Below are 21,679 nucleotides of genomic sequence, written 5' to 3' on the forward strand. Positions count from 1 at the left end.
TTTTGTTTGCGCCGAGCCTAAGGCTCTCGCATCGCTTCCTGGCCTATGGGCAGCATCGCCCCAAGAAGGTATTTGAGCACAGTGCGTCGACCGACCTTGACGTCGGCGGTAACCGGCATGCCGGGACTGACGGCGAAACCGGCTGGAACACCGTGCAGGGCGACCTGGTCGATGGAAATCTGCGTGCGGTAGAATGGTTCGGCATCGGCGGGTAGCATCGACAAAGAGCTGTTCGGGTCGCGCGCTTGTTCCCGCGCCGAGAACGAATCCGGGCTAACCGCGCGAACCGTGCCGTGAGCGAGGCCGTATTGCGAATAAGGGAAGGTGTCGAATTTGATGACCACGGGGTCACCGACATGCACAAATCCGCTGCTCCGGCCGACGATGTTTGTCTCGATCTCAAGCTTCGCGTTTGCAGGCACAAGGGTGATCAGCCGATCACCGGACTGCAGGACCGAGCCAACCGAGACCTTGGCCACCGATTGAACGATGGCGTCTGCTTCGCTCTTCAACTCGACCAATTGCTTGCGCAGTTTTGCTTTGGTGAGGAGTTCGCGCGCATCGGACATCCGCGAACTCGCCTCCGACAGGCTCTGCGAGACTTCCGCGCGCCAATTCTGAATGTAGCCGTCGCGTTCAGCGGCCACTGCCGCCTGCTGGAGCTTGGCGGCTTCGGCGGTCTGCTGGGCATTGCCGAGCGCCCGGGACATTTCCGCGCGATTGTCTTCGGCAAGCAGTGTGTTGAGGCGGCTGCCCACCTGCCTTTTTTCGAGCTGCTTGCGCATGTCTTCGATCGAACCGGCTACAGCGAGCCGCTGACGGTAGCCGTCAGCATCCGACTGCGAGCGCGAGATCGCGGACGAGAGTTCGTCGCGCTGGCGGTCAAAATTCTCAACCTTTGCATCATAGACGGCCTTGCGCCGCTCGAAGATCGACGCCTGCAAGGTCCAGCTCGGGTCAAGACCGTCATAGTTGAACGCCTGGCCGTCGGCCTCCGCCTTCAATCGTGCGACTTCGGCCTCAAGCGTCGAAACCTGCATCGCCAGGGCCGAGAGATCGGCTGAGGCAAATGTCGCATCGAGGCGGGCAAGCAACTGTCCGGCCTGCACATGCTGCCCTTCACGAACGTCGATAGAGCGCACGATCGCTGTCTCCAGCGGCTGCACGACGATGTTGGGCGATTGCGACACCACGAGCCCTCTGGTCGTCACGACCTGATCGACCGGTATCAGCCCCGCCAGGACGACCAGGACGACCACCAGGCTGGAAATGACCCAGACGATGCCGCGCGCGGCGCGCGGGATCGGCGCGTTCGCAATCGCCGTCGACGGCCACTGAAATTCGAGAATGGCCGGAGACGTCGGATCGCTCGCTTTCGTCCGGCGCCACCGGGCGGGACGGATGGTGAGTGAGGTGCTACTCATGGGCCGCGCCGATCATGACTAAACCAACCTCGGGGGGACGACAGCCGGACGCGCGTTGCGGCCGTCCAGGTGCCTATTCTGCTGCGACCACAGCTGGCGATAGAGGGCGCATCGTTCGAGCAGGACCGCGTGCGGCGCAACGTCCAGCACCTTGCCCTGCTCCATGACCAATATCTGGTCGCACTCGGTCAGAGAGGCGAGCCGATGCGAAACGATGATCATCGTTCGCCCGCTGGCAATGCGCATAAGGTTGGCACTGACCACGGCTTCGCTCTCCGGATCGAGTGCGCTGGTCGCTTCATCGAGGATGAGGATGGTCGGATCATGGATGAGTGCGCGTGCGATCGCCAGCCGCTGCTTCTGACCGCCCGACAAATTGGGCGAGCCTTCCTCGATGTAGGTGTCATAGCCATTCGGCATGCGCTCGATGAATTCTTCAGCACCAGCAAGGTGAGCGGCACGCATCGCGTCGGAAAGGGTCAACCCTGCGCGCCCGGCGATGATGTTGTCACGGATCGACCCACGGAACAGGAAGTTATCTTGCAGGACCACGCCGAGTCCCTGGCGAAGATGGCGCAGGTTGATCTCCTTGAGGTCGACGCCATCCAGCTTGAGGAACCCACTGTAATCGCGGTTGATACCCTGCAGGAGGCGCGCGATGGTCGATTTTCCCGACCCGCTGCGTCCCACAATGCCAAACATCGACCCTGCCGGGATATCGAAGCTGACCCGGTCGAGCGCCGGTGTCTTGGTGCCGATATAGCTGAAGGTCAGGTCCTTGAAGCTGACCTCGCCAACAAGCTTTGGCCTCAGGCCGATGGAATTCGAGCTGCTCTCCAGCGGCCGATTGAGGACGGACGCCGCCTCGCCGATCGCCGCACCGACCTCTTCATAATCTTCGACCAGCCGCGCCAGCCCGACCAGCGGCTGGGCGACGCGTTGGGAGATCATCATGAAGGCAAACAGGCTACCGACCATATAGCCCGAGCTGTCGTTCATCGCGAAATACGCGCCGATAAGCATGGTCCCGAGCACCATCAATCGTTCGATCGGCGTGACCAGGGTCTGCGGCCAGCTGGCGAGTTGCCCGAAGGCGAGACGCGCCCTGCCCGCTTCAGCTACACGCTCGTCCCAAAGCGCTTTGCGTTGCGGCTCGAGGCCGAGCGCCTTCACCGTCTTTATGCCAACCACGGTTTCGCCGAGCGCGGCCGCCTTCCAGGTCTCGGCATCGACCACCTGCTGATACCTGCGACGCAGCGGCTTGAGGAAGGCGAGGATGATCAGGAGGATGACGACAGCGCAGGCAATGACGATCCACGCCAGCGAGGCATTGATGTAGAACATCACCGGTACCAGGACGCAAAGCGTGATCAGGTCCAGGAACGTGCTCAGCAGTTTTCCGGTCAGGAACTCGCGGATGCGATAGACCTGGGCGAGATGATACATCGTCTCGCCGGCCGGATGGCGCTCGAAATAGTCGAGCGGCAGACGCAGCAGCCGACTGAACACGTGCAGTTGCAGCTTTGTGTCCAGACGGGCGCCTACGACATTGATGATCAATCGCCGGGCGTGACCGAGCAATGTCTCGTAGGCGAAGACGACGGCGATGATCGTCGACAGCAGCACCAGTGTCGAGATGCTGTTGAACTGCAGCACCTTGTTGACCAACGTCATGACGATCAGTGGCGGCAAAATGGTAAGAACGCTGAGCGTGAACGAGGCGATGGCGATATCGCGCAGGGGTCGCCCTTCGACCCGTACCAGTTCGACGAGCCAGCGCAGGCTGAACGGCGCATCCGCCGCGACCTCGGATCGAGCCGAGCGCAACAAGACCGCATCGCCTGTCCACACCTGCGACAGTCGTAGCTCGTCGATGGCTGTGGCCTCACCGTCGTCCGGTGCGTCGGCGCTTTTCAGGAAAATGACGTTCCGCTCGGCGCTCGCCCCGGTGAGGAGAGCCGCACCGCCATCGTTGAACAGCAGGACGACCGGTCCAGTGTCCTGAAAGCGCAAGAGGTGGGACCAGCGAATGTGGAGGGCGCGCGACCACATGCCGCCGTTCTGGGCCCACTCGGCGAGGTCGGAAGCGGTTGGAACCGGACTTGCGCTGGACGGCCTGAATTCGCTGGGGTCGATCTCGACGCCATGGTAACGGGCGACACGCACCACCGCCTTGAGGCGTGGCCCTAACTGGTCGAACTCGACGGGGCCGCCTGAGGCCCGCGCCGCCGCGTTGTGGCTGCCGGCCTGATCAGTCGCGCCCTCGACTTCGGTGCCGGCGCGCATCGAGACCGGCTGGCTTTCGGCGTTTGCGGGGACGTTCACCATGGACTTCTCATCCCGTACGCAGGGCGACGGTTCAACAATGGCCAGACCGAGGCGTTTCCCATGCGGTATTGTACTCCGAACTGATCGGCTGCGCGAATCCCGCCTTCCCGCCAAATCTCCGCGTACGTTCCCATCAGCGGTCTATCGCCAAATTCCCTGTTCATTCGTGCGGCTTCAAGAGATCCTTCATGGAGGTCTTGACGGTGTGGTCGTTGCTGGCGTAGCCGGCGCCAGGCTTGGTCTGGTCCGAGGTGAGATCCGTGCTCGCCCCGGACGGCTTGTTCTGGTTGTTGCCGAATCCGCTGATCGTCTTGAGGACATTCAGCAGGTCTTTGGTCAGCGAAGTGGACGCAAGGCCGATCAACTGGCCGAGCGACGCATTGCCGCCGGAACCGCCGCTGCTATCAGTAGAGCTCGACTGCAGGAATTGCGTGGTGTCCTTGAGCCCGAGCGTGCTGGCCGTGACATTGGCCTTATTCCCACCGTTTCCGTTGCCGTGGCCACCAGAAGAGTTGCCTTGTCCCTGATGCCCACTGTTGTCGGCGTTGTTATGGCCCGAGGAATTGCCCGGCGCGTCCTGTTGTCCGTTGCCGTGGCCGTTGTTGCCATGACTACCAGTGTCACCGCCACTTGAACCGGTTCCTCCGGTCGGGCCTGTCGGGCCTTGCGAGCCGGTAGCGCCAGTTGCACCTGTCGAGCCAGTTGCGCCGGTCGAACCCGTCGAGCCAGTTGTACCGGTCGAGCCGGTGGCGCCAGTCGAACCGGTGGCGCCAGTCGCACCAGTGGCACCGGTCGAGCCAGTCGTACCGGTAGAGCCGGTTGCTCCGGTTGCCCCAGTCGAGCCCGTCGACCCGGTGGTACCGGTCGAGCCAGTTGCTCCTGTTGAGCCCGTGGCGCCAGTTGCCCCTGTCGAGCCAGTCGCTCCAGTCGCACCTGTGGTACCGGTATTACCTGTTGCGCCGGTTGAACCCGTGGCACCGGTCGAGCCAGTCGCTCCGGTTGCACCAGTTGAGCCGGTCGCACCTGTGGAGCCAGTTGTACCGGTCGAGCCGGTGGCGCCAGTCGCTCCGGTCGCACCAGTGGCACCGGTATGACCGGTCGCGCCGGTTGAACCAGTTGCACCCGTATGACCTGTCGCACCAGTAGAACCCGTGGCACCGGTCGAGCCAGTCGCTCCGGTTGCCCCAGTTGAGCCGGTCGCACCTGTGGAGCCAGTTGTACCTGTCGAGCCCGTGGCGCCAGTCGCTCCGGTCGCACCAGTGGCACCGGTATGACCGGTCGCGCCGGTTGCACCCGTATGACCTGTCGCACCAGTGGAACCCGTGGCACCGGTCGAGCCAGTCGCGCCGGTTGCACCGGTATGACCTGTTGCGCCAGTTGAACCCGTGGCGCCGGTCGAGCCAGTCGCTCCGGTTGCACCGGTGGCACCGGTATGACCGGTCGCACCAGTCGAGCCCGTCGCTCCGGTATGGCCAGTCGCACCTGTGGCTCCGGTTGCTCCAGTCGCACCGGTAGCACCAGTGGCGCCGGTATGACCTGTTGCGCCGGTTGAACCGGTTGCACCGGTATGACCTGTCGCACCAGTGGAACCCGTGGCACCGGTCGAGCCAGTCGCTCCGGTCGCGCCAGTGGCACCGGTATGACCGGTCGCACCAGTCGTGCCGGTCGCTCCGGTATGACCTGTCGCACCAGTGGAACCCGTGGCACCGGTCGAGCCAGTCGCTCCGGTCGCGCCAGTGGCACCGGTATGACCGGTCGCACCAGTCGTGCCGGTCGCTCCGGTATGACCTGTTGCGCCGCTAGAGCCAGTCGTACCCGTGGCGCCGGTTGCCCCCGTCGCGCCTGTCGCTCCGGTTGAACCGGTGGCGCCGGTATGGCCAGTCGCACCAGTGGAACCCGTATCACCAGTCGAGCCCGTGGCACCCGTATCACCGGTCGCACCTGCGGCTCCGGTTGCACCGGTTGAACCCGTGGCGCCCGTATCACCGGTGGCCCCGGTTGCCCCGGTCGAGCCTGTGGCTCCCGTATCGCCGGTCGCACCTGTGGCGCCGGTTGCCCCGGTCGAGCCCGTGGCACCCGTATCGCCAGTCGCACCTGTAGCTCCGGTTGCCCCGGTCGAGCCCGTGGCACCCGTATCGCCAGTCGCACCCGTGGCTCCGGTTGCACCGGTTGAACCCGTGGTGCCCGTATCGCCAGTCGCGCCTGTGGAACCGGTAGCTCCGGTCGAGCCTGTCGCTCCAGTAGCACCGGTTGCTCCGGTCGAACCCGTGGCACCTGGATCGCCGGTCGCACCTGTGGCGCCTGTGTCGCCGGTCGCACCGGTCGCACCTGTGGCACCAGTCGAACCCGTGGCACCGGTATCGCCGGTTGCGCCAGTGGCTCCGGTTGCGCCAGTGGCTCCGGTTGAGCCCGTGGCACCTGTGGCGCCGGTCGAGCCTGTATCGCCGGTCGCACCTGTGGCACCCGTTGCTCCAGTCGAGCCGGTGGCACCCGTATCGCCGGTCGCACCTGTAGCGCCGGTTGCTCCGGTCGAGCCGGTTGCTCCAGTCGAGCCGGTTGCTCCAGTCGAGCCAGTCGCTCCGGTATCACCAGTCGCGCCTGTGGCTCCAGTTGCTCCCGTCGAGCCGGTGGCTCCCGTATCGCCGGTCGCACCTGGAGCGCCAGTTGCTCCAGTCGAACCGGTGGCGCCTGTATCGCCAGTCGCGCCTGTGGCTCCCGTTGCACCGGTTGCGCCCGTATCACCGGTTGCTCCTGTCGCTCCCGTTGCTCCGGTCGCACCCGTGGCTCCGGTATCACCAGTCGCACCCGTGGCTCCGGTATCACCAGTCGCACCTGTGGCTCCGGTTGCTCCAGTCGAGCCTGTGGCGCCCGTATCGCCGGTCGCACCTGTGGCGCCGGTAGCTCCAGTCGAGCCGGTAGCTCCAGTCGAGCCGGTAGCTCCAGTCGAGCCGGTGGCACCCGTATCACCGGTCGCGCCTGTGGCTCCGGTTGCTCCGGTCGAGCCCGTAGCGCCTGTATCGCCGGTCGCACCGGTCGCACCGGTAGAGCCCGTGGCGCCTGTGGCTCCGGTTGCCCCGGTCGAACCCGTGGCGCCCGTATCGCCGGTCGCGCCAGTGGCGCCGGTTGCTCCAGTCGAGCCGGTTGCCCCCGTATCGCCAGTCGCACCTGTGGCTCCCGTTGCTCCGGTCGAACCTGTGGCGCCCGTATCGCCGGTCGCACCGGTCGAGCCAGTGGCACCTGTAGCTCCAGTCGCTCCAGTCGAACCCGTGGCACCCGTATCGCCGGTCGCACCTGCGGCGCCGGTAGCGCCGGTCGAACCCGTGGCGCCTGTATCGCCGGTCGCACCTGTGGCTCCGGTTGCTCCAGTCGAGCCGGTGGCGCCCGTATCGCCGGTGGCACCCGTAGCTCCGGTGGCGCCAGTCGAGCCGGTGGCACCCGTATCGCCGGTCGCACCTGTGGCTCCGGTTTCTCCGGTCGAGCCCGTGTCACCCGTATCGCCGGTCGCGCCTGTGGCACCGGTTGCGCCGGTCGCACCTGTGGCGCCGGTGGCACCCGTTGCTCCGGTCGAACCGGTAGCGCCCGTATCACCGGTCCCGCCTGTAGCTCCGGTTGCTCCGGTCGAGCCGGTGGCACCCGTATCACCGGTCGAGCCTGTGGCGCCTGTCGCACCTGTGGCACCCGTATCGCCGGTCGCGCCTGTGGCGCCGGTTGCCCCGGTCGAGCCCGTGGCGCCTGTACTGCCGGTCGCACCTGTAGCTCCGGTTGCTCCAGTCGAGCCCGTGGCACCCGTATCGCCGGTCGCACCTGTGGCTCCGGTTTCTCCGGTCGAGCCCGTGTCACCCGTATCGCCGGTCGCGCCTGTGGCACCGGTTGCGCCGGTCGCACCTGTGGCGCCGGTGGCACCCGTTGCTCCGGTCGAACCGGTAGCGCCCGTATCACCGGTCCCGCCTGTAGCTCCGGTTGCTCCGGTCGAACCCGTGGCGCCCGTATCACCGGTCGCGCCTGTGGCGCCGGTTGCTCCAGTCGAGCCTGTGGCGCCGGTATCGCCGGTCGCACCTGTAGCTCCGGTCGCACCTGTGGCGCCCGTTGCTCCAGTCGAGCCTGTAGCACCCGTATCGCCCGTCGCGCCTGTGGCACCCGTTGCTCCGGTCGAGCCCGTCGCACCCGTATCGCCGGTTGCACCTGTGGCTCCCGTTGCTCCGGTCGAACCCGTGGCGCCCGTATCGCCGGTCGCACCGGTCGAGCCAGTGGCACCTGTAGCTCCAGTCGCTCCAGTCGAACCCGTGGCACCTGTATCGCCGGTCGCACCTGTGGCACCCGTTGCTCCAGTCGAGCCGGTGGCACCCGTATCGCCGGTTGCTCCAGTTGAGCCCGTGGCGCCCGTATCACCGGTGGCACCGGTTGCTCCGGTCGAGCCCGTGGCTCCGGTATCGCCGGTCGCGCCTGTGGCTCCGGTTGCCCCGGTCGAGCCTGTGGCGCCGGTAGCACCGGTCGAACCCGTGGCACCAGTATCGCCGGTCGCACCTGTGGCTCCGGTTGCTCCAGTCGAGCCCGTGGCGCCCGTATCACCAGTCGCACCTGTAGCTCCGGTTGCTCCGGTCAAGCCGGTGGCGCCCGTATCGCCGGTCGCGCCTGTGGCTCCGGTAGCACCGGTCGAGCCTGTTGCACCCGTATCGCCGGTCGCGCCTGTGGCTCCGGTAGCACCGGTCGAGCCTGTTGCACCCGTATCGCCGGTCGCACCTGTGGCGCCGGTTGCCCCAGTCGAGCCCGTGGCTCCGGTATCGCCAGTCGCACCTGTGGCTCCAGTTGCTCCGGTCGAACCCGTGGCGCCTGTATCGCCGGTCGAGCCTGTGGCGCCGGTTGCTCCGGTCGAGCCCGTGGCGCCTGTATCGCCGGTCGCACCTGTGGCGCCGGTGGCTCCGGTCGAACCCGTGGCACCCGTATCGCCGGTCGCACCTGTGGCGCCGGTGGCTCCGGTCGAACCCGTGGCACCCGTATCGCCGGTCGCGCCTGTGGCTCCGGTTGCCCCGGTCGAGCCCGTGGCACCTGTATCGCCGGTCGAGCCTGTGGCGCCGGTTGCTCCAGTCGAACCCGTGGCTCCGGTATCGCCAGTCGCACCTGTGGCTCCAGTTGCTCCGGTCGAACCCGTGGCGCCCGTATCACCGGTCGCGCCTGTGGCGCCGGTTGCTCCAGTCGAGCCTGTGGCGCCGGTATCGCCGGTCGCACCTGTAGCTCCGGTCGCACCTGTGGCGCCCGTTGCTCCAGTCGAGCCTGTAGCACCCGTATCGCCCGTCGCGCCTGTGGCACCCGTTGCTCCGGTCGAGCCCGTCGCACCCGTATCGCCGGTTGCACCTGTGGCTCCCGTTGCTCCGGTCGAACCCGTGGCGCCCGTATCGCCGGTCGCACCGGTCGAGCCAGTGGCACCTGTAGCTCCAGTCGCTCCAGTCGAACCCGTGGCACCTGTATCGCCGGTCGCACCTGTGGCACCCGTTGCTCCAGTCGAGCCGGTGGCACCCGTATCGCCGGTTGCTCCAGTTGAGCCCGTGGCGCCCGTATCACCGGTGGCACCGGTTGCTCCGGTCGAGCCCGTGGCTCCGGTATCGCCGGTCGCGCCTGTGGCTCCGGTTGCCCCGGTCGAGCCTGTGGCGCCGGTAGCACCGGTCGAACCCGTGGCACCAGTATCGCCGGTCGCACCTGTGGCTCCGGTTGCTCCAGTCGAGCCCGTGGCGCCCGTATCACCAGTCGCACCTGTAGCTCCGGTTGCTCCGGTCAAGCCGGTGGCGCCCGTATCGCCGGTCGCGCCTGTGGCTCCGGTAGCACCGGTCGAGCCTGTTGCACCCGTATCGCCGGTCGCGCCTGTGGCTCCGGTAGCACCGGTCGAGCCTGTTGCACCCGTATCGCCGGTCGCACCTGTGGCGCCGGTTGCCCCAGTCGAGCCCGTGGCTCCGGTATCGCCAGTCGCACCTGTGGCTCCAGTTGCTCCGGTCGAACCCGTGGCGCCTGTATCGCCGGTCGCGCCTGTGGCTCCGGTTGCCCCGGTCGAGCCCGTGGCACCTGTATCGCCGGTCGAGCCTGTGGCGCCGGTAGCACCGGTCGAACCCGTGGCACCAGTATCGCCGGTCGCACCTGTGGCTCCGGTTGCTCCGGTCGAGCCCGTGGCGCCTGTATCGCCGGTCGCACCTGTGGCGCCGGTGGCTCCGGTCGAACCCGTGGCACCCGTATCGCCGGTCGCGCCTGTGGCTCCGGTTGCCCCGGTCGAGCCCGTGGCGCCTGTATCGCCGGTCGCACCTGTGGCGCCGGTGGCTCCGGTCGAACCCGTGGCACCCGTATCGCCGGTCGCGCCTGTGGCTCCGGTTGCCCCGGTCGAGCCCGTGGCACCTGTATCGCCGGTCGAGCCTGTGGCTCCGGTTGCTCCAGTCGAACCCGTGGCTCCGGTATCGCCGGTTGCTCCGGTCGAACCCGTGGCGCCGGTATCTCCGGTCGCACCTGTGGCTCCGGTTGCTCCAGTCGAACCCGTGGCCCCCGTATCACCGGTTGCTCCGGTCGAACCCGTGGCACCCGTGGCTCCGGTTGCGCCTGTGGCACCGGTTGCTCCAGTCGAGCCCGTGGCTCCGGTATCGCCAGTCGCACCCGTGGCGCCGGTTGCTCCAGTCGCGCCTGTGGCGCCTGTATCGCCAGTCGCACCCGTGGCGCCGGTTGCTCCAGTCGCGCCTGTGGCGCCAGTGGCTCCAGTGGCTCCGGTCGCGCCCGTCGAACCCGTAGCGCCGGTCGAACCCGTTGCGCCAGTCGAACCCGTTGCGCCAGTCGCACCTGTGGGGCCGGTGGCGCCGACGCCACCAGTTTCGAGCATAGTACCAGTTAACGACGTATTGATAGCCCCGCCGCCGGTTGCGAGGGTCCATTGTCCGTTATTGCTGCCACTGCCCTCTGTGGCGTTGTAGATGCTGATAGTTCCCGAGCCGCCGACGGTCTGCCCTATCGTGTAGGTGCCGGCCAAAAGAGAGACGGGAACAGCATAGGTGCCACCCGATGCTCCCGCTGCAACGGTAAAGTCGCCAATAATTTGCAGCGTGCCAGCGTTGTTGTAGACCAAAAAGTAGGTCGAATTTGCCGTGCCCACAGGTATTGTGCCATAGATGTAGACGATGTTTGCAGGGCCAGTGGTGGTGAACGTAGTCACCGCAAACACGCCCGCATATCCCGCCATCCCCGCTGCTGTCAGTGGCGGCAGCACCGGTAGGCGACCCGGCTGCGCTTCCAACTCCCATCTTCCACCGTGCGCGGCGGCACCGACGAGGCCCATCGCCGCCGCTGTCGGCGCACCGGTGGTTCGCGAAAGTGCGTCCACGAACGAACGTCCACGAGCGCCTCCACCTGTGTTGCAACCCCACAGCAGCAGATCGCCTGCAGGCCCCAAGGCACGACCGATCGCGGCGAGATCAGCGGAATACCGGTCAACATTGGCAAGCGAAAGCGCGCCGCTGCTGAAGCTGAGCTCACCGGGGCGGCCATGGACGACGATGTGGATCGCATCGAGGCCTTCGCGGCCGCGCAACGCGTGCGCGATCTCTTGGGCAGCGGGACTTGCGCTACTGAGAAGGACCGGTTGAACGCCCGGCCTCAGCCCTGCGACAAGTACGGCAATGTCGGCGACTGACGGATCGATGAAGACGATCTCGCGAGCGTTGTTCATCTTGCCGCCCCCCGGTCAGCCTGGTTGGGGGTGACGTCACCTGTTTTGTTCAGGGTTGCCGATATCGCAGGGTTGAAGTCGCCGACGGACCATGTCCCAGCATTGTTGCCAGAAGAACTCCAGCGGCCATTGTAAACCGCGATCGTGCTCGGCCCTGGAGCGCTTGGACCCACAGTGTAGCGCCCGGCAGGAAGAGCCTCGGAGATCGCAAAAGTGCCGCCGAAATTTGTCGGAACAATAAATTGACCGATGACATTAAGTGTCCCACCGTCATTTAGGACTATGAAATAGGTGCCCGCCGCCGTGCCAGCGGGCCACTGCCCGAAAACGTTGAGCCGCTCGCCTTGGCCTGTCGAGGTCAACGGCACTGCCAGCACTGCTGCGTAGTTCATAACGCCCCCCCGGGTCAGCGGCGGCCGCGCCGCAGCCTCTGTTGTCCGCACGTTCAGTTTCCAGTCGCCGCCAAGCGCCGGCGCCCCAATCAGGTTGTTCGCTGCCGCAACGGGTGCTCCCGCCGCGCGCGCCAGCGCATCGATAAAATCGGTTCCGGCGGCGCCGGCGCCGGCGTTGCAGCTCCACAGCAGCAGTTCGCCCAATCCGTCCAGGGCTTGGCCGATCGCGGCCAGGTCGACCGCATCGTCGTCCAGCGTCCGCGCCGACCACTCACCCGCCGCGAAGCTCACGCGGCCGGGCGCGCCGTGGGCGATGACGTGCACGGCGTCGAGGTCGTCGCGGCCTTCGAGGGCGAGCGCAATCTGGCGCGCGGCCGGGCGCGCGGCGTCGAGAACGATCGCCTCGACCTGTGGCCGCAGGTTTGCCAGGATCGTGCCGAGATCGGATACCGAGGGATCGACGAAAAGGAGTTCGGAAGGGCGTGGGCGGGGCGCATCGGCCCGCGCATTCGGGCGATCAGGTGCAGCAGCCGGAAGCGGATGAATTTGGCGCCCATCGAAACGGGGCACAACGCCCCCACGGGGCACACGCGACAACACTTGATTCACCACACCCACTCCCATCACCCGTGCCGCCGACGTCTCGACGGCAAACTCGCGAGTTAACTTCGGAATGGGAACGTCTGCCTTCCGCCGAAGGACAGACATAGACACGGCGCCTCATGGCGCGCCTGTTGGACGCACCTTCTTCATCCGCGAAATTGCCTTGCTACCCAGATCCCTGCCCAACTCGCCTGCACGGACCTTGCGGCCACCGACCGTACGATCCGCGGGCACCCTCCATACCCATACATTAGTAAATTCGAAAATTAGCGATTTGTAAACTATTAAGTAGGGAATTGGTAAATTCACAAGAACGAGGCAGCAGATTTCGGTCAATATTGGGGCGCCGGACTCGCGCAAATTGTTTTTGAAAATCGAAGACTTGGCGGCGTCCTTTTGGTTGCTGTCATCCCGCGGAAGGCGCCGCGGCCGCGCCAGCCGCAGAGCTGCTCGAACGCCATTTACAGCTGGCCATGATCGGCGGCGCCGTGAGACGGATGCCCGGGCAAACAGGGTGGAATGATCAGCACGCGGGTTCCGCCCTCCAGCGAAGCCCGCGCGCCCGTTCTCAACCTGGACAGGTCACCGTCCAGGTCCACTCGCCGCTCACTCGTGCGGCTTCAAGAGATCCTTCACGGACGTCTTGACGGTGTGGTCGTTGCTGGCGTAGCCGGCGCCAGGCTTGGTCTGGTCCGAGGTGAGATCCGTGCTCGCTCCGGACGGCTTGTTCTGGTTGTTGCCGAATCCGCTGATCGTCTTGAGGACATTCAGCAGGTCTTTGGTCAGCGAAGTGGACGCAAGGCCGATCAACTGGCCGAGCGACGCATTGCCGCCGGAACCGCCGCTGCCATCAGTAGAGCTCGATTGCAGGAACTGTGTCGTGTCCTTGAGCCCGAGCGTGCTGGCCGTGACGTTGGCGTTATGCCCGCCATTGCCTTGGCCACCGGACGAGTTGCCTTGTCCCTGATGCCCACTGTTGTCGCCATTGTTATGGTCACCGGAGTTGCCGGGTGCGGGCTGTTCTCCGTTGCCGTGGCCGTTGTTGCCATGACTGCCAGTTTCACCGCCACCTGAACCGGTTCCTCCGGTCGGGCCTGTCGGGCCTTGCGAGCCAGTAGCGCCAGTTGCACCTGTCGACCCAGTTGCGCCTGTTGAGCCAGTTGCTCCAGTCGATCCGGTCGCACCTGTTGACCCGGTCGCACCTGTTGAGCCGGTTGCTCCGGTAGAACCGGTGGCGCCAGTCGAGCCGGTCGCACCTGTTGAGCCAGTTGCTCCGGTAGAGCCTGTTGCCCCGGTGGAACCAGTTGCTCCAGTCGAGCCGGTTGCTCCGGTAGAGCCGGTGGCGCCTGTCGAGCCCGTGGCACCAGTTGAGCCAGTCGCTCCAGTTGCGCCAGTGGCGCCGGTCGAGCCTGTGGCACCGGTTGAGCCGGTCGCACCTGTCGCCCCGGTTGCTCCGGTCGAACCTGTCGCCCCGGTGGAACCAGTTGCTCCAGTCGATCCGGTCGCTCCAGTAGAGCCGGTTGCTCCGGTAGAACCGGTGGCGCCCGTCGAGCCCGTGGCACCAGTTGAGCCAGTTGCTCCGGTAGAGCCTGTTGCCCCGGTGGAACCGGTGGCGCCCGTCGAGCCTGTGGCACCGGTTGAGCCGGTCGCACCTGTCGCCCCGGTGGAACCAGTTGCTCCAGTCGATCCGGTCGCTCCAGTAGAGCCGGTTGCTCCGGTAGAACCGGTGGCGCCCGTCGAGCCCGTGGGACCAGTTGAGCCAGTTGCTCCGGTAGAGCCTGTTGCCCCGGTGGAACCGGTGGCGCCCGTCGAGCCTGTGGCACCGGTTGAGCCGGTCGCACCTGTCGCCCCGGTGGAACCAGTTGCTCCAGTCGATCCGGTCGCTCCAGTAGAGCCGGTTGCTCCGGTAGAACCGGTGGCGCCCGTCGAGCCCGTGGCACCGGTTGAGCCAGTCGCTCCGGTTGCGCCAGTGGCGCCGGTTGATCCGGTCGCACCTGTTGAGCCGGTTGCTCCAGTCGATCCGGTCGCTCCAGTTGAGCCGGTTGCTCCAGTTGAGCCAGTTGCTCCGGTAGAGCCTGTTGCCCCGGTGGAACCAGTTGCTCCAGTCGATCCGGTCGCTCCAGTAGAGCCGGTTGCTCCGGTAGAACCGGTGGCGCCCGTCGAACCCGTGGCACCAGTTGAGCCAGTCGCTCCGGTTGCGCCAGTCGCTCCGGTCGAGCCTGTGGCACCGGTTGAGCCGGTCGCACCGGTTGAGCCGGTCGCACCTGTTGAACCGGTTGCTCCGGTCGCACCTGTCGCCCCGGTGGAACCAGTTGCTCCAGTCGATCCGGTCGCTCCAGTAGAGCCGGTTGCTCCGGTAGAACCGGTGGCGCCAGTCGAGCCCGTGGCACCAGTTGAGCCAGTTGCTCCGGTAGAGCCTGTTGCCCCGGTGGAACCAGTTGCTCCAGTCGATCCGGTCGCTCCAGTAGAGCCGGTTGCTCCGGTAGAACCGGTGGCGCCCGTCGAGCCCGTGGCACCAGTTGAGCCAGTTGCTCCGGTAGAGCCTGTTGCCCCGGTGGAACCAGTCGCTCCAGTCGATCCGGTCGCACCTGTTGAGCCAGTTGCTCCGGTAGAGCCTGTTGCCCCGGTGGAACCAGTCGCTCCAGTCGATCCGGTCGCACCTGTTGAGCCGGTTGCTCCGGTAGAACCGGTGGCGCCCGTCGAGCCCGTGGCACCGGTCGAGCCAGTCGCACCGGTCGAGCCAGTCGCACCGGTCGAGCCAGTCGCACCTGTTGAGCCGGTTGCTCCGGTAGAACCGGTGGCGCCCGTCGAGCCCGTGGCACCGGTCGAGCCAGTCGCACCTGTTGAGCCAGTCGCTCCAGTAGAGCCGGTAGCTCCGGTAGAACCGGTGGCGCCCGTCGAGCCGGTCGCTCCGGTCGAACCAGTGGCGCCCGTCGAGCCCGTGGCACCGGTCGAGCCAGTCGCACCGGTCGAGCCAGTCGAGCCAGTTGCACCTGTCGAGCCGGTCGCACCTGTATCACCGGTTGCTCCAGTCGATCCGGTTGCCCCGGTATCGCCAGTGGCGCCGGTCGAGCCCGTGGCACCAGTCGCACCGGTCGAGCCGGTCGCACCTGTGTCACCGGTTGCTCCAGTCGATCCGGTTGCCCCGGTATCGCCAGTGGAGCCCGTCGAGCCCGTGGCACCGGTTGAGCCGGTCGCTCCAGTCGACCCGGTATCGCCAGTGGCGCCGGTCGAGCCCGTGGCACCAGTCGCACCGGTCGACCCAGTTGCACCTGTCGAGCCGGTCGCACCTGTATCACCGGTCGCTCCAGTCGAGCCGGTGGCGCCGGTATCACCGGTTGCACCTGTGGCTCCGGTTGCTCCGGTCGAACCCGTGGCTCCAGTTGAGCCAGTCGCACCGGTATCGCCCGTAGCGCCGGTCGAGCCTGTCGCTCCGGTAGAACCAGTTGCTCCTGTCGAGCCGGTTGCTCCGGTATCGCCTGTGGCGCCGGTCGAGCCAGTCGCTCCCGTATCACCCGTGGCACCGGTCGAACCGGTAGCTCCGGTATCACCTGTGGCGCCGGTCGAACCCGTCGCACCTGAAGCCCCTGTCGCACCCGTAGCTCCGGTAGCACCAGTCGGGCCTGTTGCACCCTGGGCTCCGGTCGACGTGACAGTCAGAAGGCCTCCGGTAAAGTGGTTGCCATCATTGCTTGAGCCGCCGGGGCTATTGATAGCCGTGGTCGTGAAAGTATAGGTCGGAGGAACAGTCGCAGGAACAATAGGCGTGAGCGTGCCGTATAAGTGAAATCCGGAATCGTAAATAAGATATGTGTGAGTAGCATCTGGAACAGTTATGGATATTGAAAAATTTGGAGCTGCTGAATTTGCTGCTGAGGGAAGATTGAAGCTGCCAACGACTGTGTCGTCAGTGGTAGGCGCCGTGCCATTTGTATCTACGAGATAGTACGTGTTAATGTTCTTGCTGGAACCAGCATCCGTGATGCCAGTAAGCGTCAGGTCGCCTCCGGCAAGCACCCCGGCGTAGTGCGCCAACCCATCCGATGTCAGCGGGGGCAAGGGAATGGACGCACGCCCGGACAGTTCCCAAGCGCCACCAAGGACCGTTGCACCAACAAGGAACTTGGATGCGCGGACGTCCGCACCGATCACCTCCTCCAGTGCTGCTACGAAGGTCTCGCCCGTGTCACCGGATGCCGTCTCGCAGCTCCACAGCCGCAGCTCGCCGTCGGCAGCAATCGCCTTGCCGATCGCGGCGAAATCGTCAGCCGCTTCTTTCAAGATCCCGATCGCCCACTCTCCCGCAGTGAAACCAACCCGGCCAGGCGCGCCATGCGCCATGATATGGACCGCATCCAGGCCTTCGTGCCCCGCGAGCGCGGCAGCGATCTGCTGCGCGGCCGGCCGGCGGCCATCGAGCACGACAGCCTGGACTTCAGGCCTGAGGTTGCCGAGAACCGTATCGAGGTCGGAGATTGAAGGATCCACAAAGAGAATTTCAGAGGCGCGGGCCATGGCTGGCTCCTGTTGGCTTCGAATTCAATTGAAGGGAAACCGCCCATTAGCTTGGGCGGCGAATGCTAGGGACGATGGGCTTGGGAGCGTCATCTTCCGATTGGGCCAGCAGCGGCGTCGGGCTGTTCGACAGCGGGGGTTTCTACACGCAGGAAGCTGGCGGCCTCAAAATTCCCGCCATCGCCGAACGTACCGATTGCAAGTGATGCGGCGGTGCCTGGGACCTTGACGGTGAGTGCAACGGCGAGGCTTCGCTTGACGGCCTTGGGAAGAACGACCTGGCCGACGATGGCGCTCTTGGCCGTGTCGAGAATGAAATAAGTCACGTTTTCGGTCGTGTCGCCAATCGGCAAGACGCCTCTAACTGTGACTTCGATAACCGCAAAACCTGCCGTGTAGCTCATCTTATCCTCCTTGGTCGGCGGCCACCGTGCCGCGCCGTCAATTTCCATTTGCCGCCGGATGCCCGCCGTCCGACTGGGTCAGCGCATCTGGCGTTCGAAATGCGTGCGAGAGTGCATTGATGAGTTCGTTCCGAGCGCCCGGCCGCACGGGCGGACGCTTAGCGTCGAGCATGATCGCGTCGGATTCCGGCGTCCCATTTCGGAAGATCACGCCGAGATCTGATATCGAGGGATCGGTGAAAGAGAGTTCGAAAGCGCGGGACCGAGGCGCGCCGGTCAGCCAATTCGGCCGATCGCTTCCCAGCGGCGATGTTGCGTGGAGACCACCCAGACCGGGGCCTGCACGATCCTTACGATACGCACGCGATACTACCCGATTCACAACCTACTCCCGTTACCGTGACGCTAACGCCTCGCCGACAACTCTCGGGGGGAATGGGAAGCCGTCCGCCTCGCACGGAGGCATGCACAAGACATATCGCTGGCGCGCCAGTCGACGCACCTTGCAATTTGTAGAACGGCCTTGATAACCCAGACCCCGCTAACCCAACTCCCTGAGAGAGAGAGACCTTCGCAGAAATTCGGGCGAGCGGCCGTCCAATCCGCGGGCGCCCCTCAACACCGTATTTTAGTAAATTATAAAATTAGCAAATTGTAAACTATTAATTAAGCATGTTCTAAATTAGCGACAAACAGGGAGCCCCACGCAAGCGAGACCAGCAGGCAAGATGGGAAAAAATCGGTCTGAAAATCCGTAGCTTAACGACATTAATTCAAATGCTGTCAGCTACATGCTGTAGTTTAAGGTGTTCGTCGTCCAAGCTGCCTTGCAAGCACTGATGCTTGCAGGGAAGCCAGCCGGGACGCCTCGTCCGCGGACGTGGCTGTCGAAACCTTGACGGCAGTTGGCAAATGGCGGCGAAGTATGAACTATACGGCGTAAGCCGGTTGGGCTGGACGAAGGAAGTGAGAGCAGGCAGTTGCAGTTCGGCGAAAGCTTCGTGGTAATCCTAGCCTGAGCGCAGGCGCGACGGGCGGCAGCTAACCGTGATGGATAAGGTTAAGCGCGGCTTCCTAGGGACGAAGCCGCACGAACCGTCGGAAGGAATCGTCGGATCGTCAGGAACACAGGCTGTTCCCGCGGCCGAACCGGCAAGAGGGCAGAGGTAGCGGGGGAAATGCATGAGCGATCGAAGCCTGGCAAAGAGCCGATAGATCCCACATGACAAACGGCAAACGGCTCTGCCTCAACATGATCGTCAAAAACGAGATGGCGAACCTGCAGCGCTGTCTCGGGGCGGTCGCCGACCACATCGACCGCTGGGTCATCGGCGATACCGGCTCGACGGACGGGACCAAGGACTTCATCAAATCGTTCTTCGCTGCCCGCAACCTGCCGGGCGAGCTGCACGAATTCCCATTTCACAATTTCGAGCAGGCGCGCAACGCGGCACTCGATCGCTGAAGGAAACGGCATGAGCACCATCGGCCTGTGCATGATCGTCAAGAACGAGGCGAAGGTCATCCTGCAATGCCTCGCCAGCGTGCTCCCCCTTGTAGATTATGTTCTCGTCGTCGACACGGGTTCCGAGGATGGCACGCAAGAAATCATCCGCAGCTTCCTCGCCACTCACAATGTCCAAGGCGTTGTCATCGACGAGCCGTGGCGGGACTTCGCATACAACCGTACCTTCGCCCTTGAAAGATTGCGTGAGGTCGAGACTGTCGACTATGCGATGATCATCGATGCGGACGATGTCCTCATCTTGGACCCCAACTTCAATCCAGTCGCATTCAAGTCGCAGATGGCAGACGACCTGTACGACGTTGAGGTGTCACATGGGGGCATTTCGTTTTATCGCCCGCAGATATCTCGGAACCGAATGGCCTTCACCTTCAAGGGCGTTCTGCACGAGTATCTCGAGGCTCCTCCTGGCCATCTCACACGCGAAACAGCAAAGGGGTTCAGCATAGCGACGGGGCGCGGCGGAGCACGCAGTCAAAACCCGCGAAAGTACCAGGACGACGCGGCCGTTTTGGAGAATGCGCTTGCGACGGAGACTGACCCCTTCCTTGTTTCGCGATACACCTTCTATTTGGCGCAGAGCTACAGGGACTTCGGTGAACGTGAAAAATCACTGGGGAACTATCTGAAGCGCGCCGAGCTGGGATTTTGGGAGCAGGAGGTTTATGTCAGCCTGCTAGAGGCGGGCAACCTCATGGCAGCGCTGGGACGGCCATTCGCCGAGGTCATTGCCGCCTTTGAACGTGCCGCGCAGACCGTTCCCGCCCGTGCGGAGGCTCTTCACGCCGCGAGCCTCTTTTGCCGCAATCAAGGCCGGAATGCGGAAGGAATGGAATTTGCGCGTCGAGGGCTCGACCTTGCTCAACCCGCCGGCCTTTTCGTGCAGCCCTGGGTCTACGACTATGGGCTTCTCGATGAGTTTTCGGTCAACGCATACTGGGCAGGCGCATACCGGGAATCACTCGATGCCTGCCTGAAATTACTGGCCAGCGACAAGTTGCCGGCAAACATGCTGAAGCGCGTGGTCGCCAACGCGCGCTTCGCCACCGACAAGCTTCAGGTCGGCGAGCCTCCGGCATTGGGGAGACTCGGCGCCGAGAGCCTTGTTGAACAGCACAAGCTCATCCCGCAGCGCTCGTTGCGATCGCGAATGAAAGGCACGCCGCGCGTTCTGGTTACAATCCTGGCAAAGCAGAAAGAGCCGGCACTCCCCCTTTACCTCGAATGCATCGAGGCGCTCGACTACCCGAAGGCGTCGATCGTGCTGTACATCAGGACAAACAACAACACCGACAAGACCGCGCACATACTCCGCGAATGGGTGGAGCGTGTACGCCACCTCTATGCGGCGGTTGAATTCGATGCCTCAGACGTGGCCGATCGGGTCGAGCAGTTTCGTGAGCACGAATGGAACGAGACGCGTTTCAAGGTGCTCGGCCGAATCCGTAACATCAGCCTGGGGAAGACCCTCGAGCACAATTGCGACTTCTATTTCGTCGTCGACGTCGACAATTTTGTGCGACCGGCCACGCTACGAGAGCTTGTCGCGCTCGACCTGCCTATCGTCGCTCCCCTGCTGCGCTCTATCTCGCCCGGCCAATACTATTCGAATTACCATGCCGAGGTCGACGCCAACGGCTACTATCTGCAGTGCGATCAATATGGCTGGGTGCTCAACCGCCACGTGCGCGGCATTATCGAGATGCCGCTCGTGCACTGCACCTATCTTATCCGCGCCGACGTACTGACGGAACTGACATATGATGACGGCACGTCGAGATACGAGTATGTCATCTTTGCCGACAGCGCCAGGAAGGCCGGCATCGTCCAGTACATGGACAACCGGCAGGTCTACGGCTACATCACCTTCGGCGACGGCCAATACCATGTGAGTGACGGGATCGAGCGTGCTCGAACGCTGCTGCACGGTGCGGGCGATACCCCCGTATTCACTGGCGCCGCGCTTTCGGGCTCCCTAGCGACACCAGATCGACATGTCGAGCCGAAGGGTTCGCCGAAAATACACCTGATAAACCTCGACCGTAGCGTCGAGCGCTGGAACAGGTATCAAAGTAATAACTGGCACCTAACACACAATACGGTTCGGGTATCGGCCGTTGACGGCACTTCTCTCGACAGGGAGGCGCTCGTCAAGGAAGGGCTGATTACTAGTGATTGTCCGTATCCCCCGGGCACGTTGGGGTGCGCTCTATCCCATATCAACTTGTGGAAGCTGTCGGCGTCAGAGAACAAGACGATAACTATTTTCGAAGATGACGTTCGAGCATCGTTTCGATTCATGGAGGAATCCGCCGATATCATATCTCAAGCACCAGCGGATTGGGATATGATACAGTGGGGCTGGATATTCGACCCATCTTTCATTTGGTTGGATTTTGGTTTCTCGAAAGCCAAGCTGGATTTCTACGATCGCCGATATACCAATAGAACTGCCTTGTTTCAGTTCGAGAAGTTCTCGAGATCCCTCATCAAGGTTGAGCATTCATTTGGACTTCAGGCCTACACAATCACACCAAGAGGTGCGCGGATACTTCTGGAAGAATGCCTGCCGCTACGAAAACGGCTAATCCCATTTCCTGGAACTGCCGTCGTCCTTGACGACACGGGTATCGACTGCGCGATGTGTGCGGCATATGGCTCGATGCAAGCTTTCCTTTGCATGCCACCACTCGTCATTCTGGACGACGAGCAACCTTCAGATCGACTAGCGACGGATCAAGGGTGAGGTTACAGCGGATCGGATGGATGCGGGCTCAAGGCGACGCTTGGAGCCC

8 protein-coding genes are annotated in these 21,679 nt (G+C 64.2%); 2 read left to right on the forward strand and 6 right to left on the reverse strand.

The annotated features are described in order from the left end of the window. Positions 1–17: 17 nt before the first annotated feature. The 6 genes from EB233_RS27205 to EB233_RS27230 form a co-directional block, all read right to left on the reverse strand. Complete coding sequence (locus EB233_RS27205; protein ID WP_027056129.1) at positions 18–1,424, reverse strand: HlyD family type I secretion periplasmic adaptor subunit; 1,407 nt, start codon at positions 1,422–1,424, stop codon at positions 18–20. Positions 1,425–1,442: 18 nt separating this feature from the next. Then, the gene (locus tag EB233_RS27210) at positions 1,443–3,752 is read right to left on the reverse strand and encodes a peptidase domain-containing ABC transporter (protein WP_244277567.1); all 2,310 of its coding nucleotides are present in this window, start codon (positions 3,750–3,752) and stop codon (positions 1,443–1,445) included. Positions 3,753–3,912: 160 nt separating this feature from the next. Beyond that, complete coding sequence (locus EB233_RS32195) at positions 3,913–11,445, reverse strand: DUF4347 domain-containing protein (protein WP_171892265.1); 7,533 nt, start codon at positions 11,443–11,445, stop codon at positions 3,913–3,915. Beyond that, on the reverse strand, positions 11,442–12,545 hold the full coding sequence (locus EB233_RS27220; protein ID WP_081294038.1) for a DUF4347 domain-containing protein: 1,104 nt from the start codon (positions 12,543–12,545) through the stop codon (positions 11,442–11,444). Before EB233_RS27220 ends, EB233_RS32195 begins: the two co-directional genes overlap by 4 nt. A 501-nt stretch (positions 12,546–13,046) precedes the next feature. Next, positions 13,047–16,955: a DUF4347 domain-containing protein gene (locus EB233_RS32200; RefSeq protein WP_281366185.1), complete on the reverse strand. Its 3,909-nt coding sequence runs from the start codon at positions 16,953–16,955 to the stop codon at positions 13,047–13,049. An 89-nt stretch (positions 16,956–17,044) separates the two neighbouring features. Beyond that, positions 17,045–17,359 carry a hypothetical protein gene (locus EB233_RS27230; RefSeq protein ID WP_155765338.1) on the reverse strand — a complete coding sequence of 105 codons (315 nt, stop codon included), beginning with the start codon at positions 17,357–17,359 and terminating at the stop codon, positions 17,045–17,047. 1,222 nt (positions 17,360–18,581) lie between these two features. Here EB233_RS27230 and EB233_RS27235 point away from each other — a divergent pair. Both EB233_RS27235 and EB233_RS27240 read left to right on the forward strand, forming a co-directional pair. Continuing rightward, positions 18,582–18,824, forward strand: coding sequence for a glycosyltransferase (locus EB233_RS27235; RefSeq protein ID WP_064989264.1), 243 nt, complete (start codon positions 18,582–18,584; stop codon positions 18,822–18,824). Between the two features lie 10 nt (positions 18,825–18,834). Continuing rightward, positions 18,835–21,630 carry a glycosyltransferase family 25 protein gene (locus EB233_RS27240; RefSeq protein WP_064989263.1) on the forward strand — a complete coding sequence of 932 codons (2,796 nt, stop codon included), beginning with the start codon at positions 18,835–18,837 and terminating at the stop codon, positions 21,628–21,630. Positions 21,631–21,679 lie beyond the last annotated feature (49 nt).

Origin of the sequence: Mesorhizobium erdmanii, assembly GCF_013170725.1 — a bacterium.
Classification (GTDB): domain Bacteria; phylum Pseudomonadota; class Alphaproteobacteria; order Rhizobiales; family Rhizobiaceae; genus Mesorhizobium; species Mesorhizobium erdmanii.

Bases quoted from the DNA above. Each gene is read 5' to 3' on its own strand.
- EB233_RS27230 (WP_155765338.1), bottom strand. From the start codon at position 17,359: ATGAGCTACACGGCAGGTTTTGCGGTTATCGAAGTCACAGTTAGAGGC.
- EB233_RS27235 (WP_064989264.1), top strand. From the start codon at position 18,582: ATGACAAACGGCAAACGGCTCTGCCTCAACATGATCGTCAAAAACGAG.
- EB233_RS27210 (WP_244277567.1), bottom strand. From the start codon at position 3,752: ATGGTGAACGTCCCCGCAAACGCCGAAAGCCAGCCGGTCTCGATGCGC.
- EB233_RS32200 (WP_281366185.1), bottom strand. From the start codon at position 16,955: ATGGCCCGCGCCTCTGAAATTCTCTTTGTGGATCCTTCAATCTCCGAC.
- EB233_RS27220 (WP_081294038.1), bottom strand. From the start codon at position 12,545: ATGTCTGTCCTTCGGCGGAAGGCAGACGTTCCCATTCCGAAGTTAACT.
- EB233_RS27205 (WP_027056129.1), bottom strand. From the start codon at position 1,424: ATGAGTAGCACCTCACTCACCATCCGTCCCGCCCGGTGGCGCCGGACG.
- EB233_RS32195 (WP_171892265.1), bottom strand. From the start codon at position 11,445: ATGAACAACGCTCGCGAGATCGTCTTCATCGATCCGTCAGTCGCCGAC.
- EB233_RS27240 (WP_064989263.1), top strand. From the start codon at position 18,835: ATGAGCACCATCGGCCTGTGCATGATCGTCAAGAACGAGGCGAAGGTC.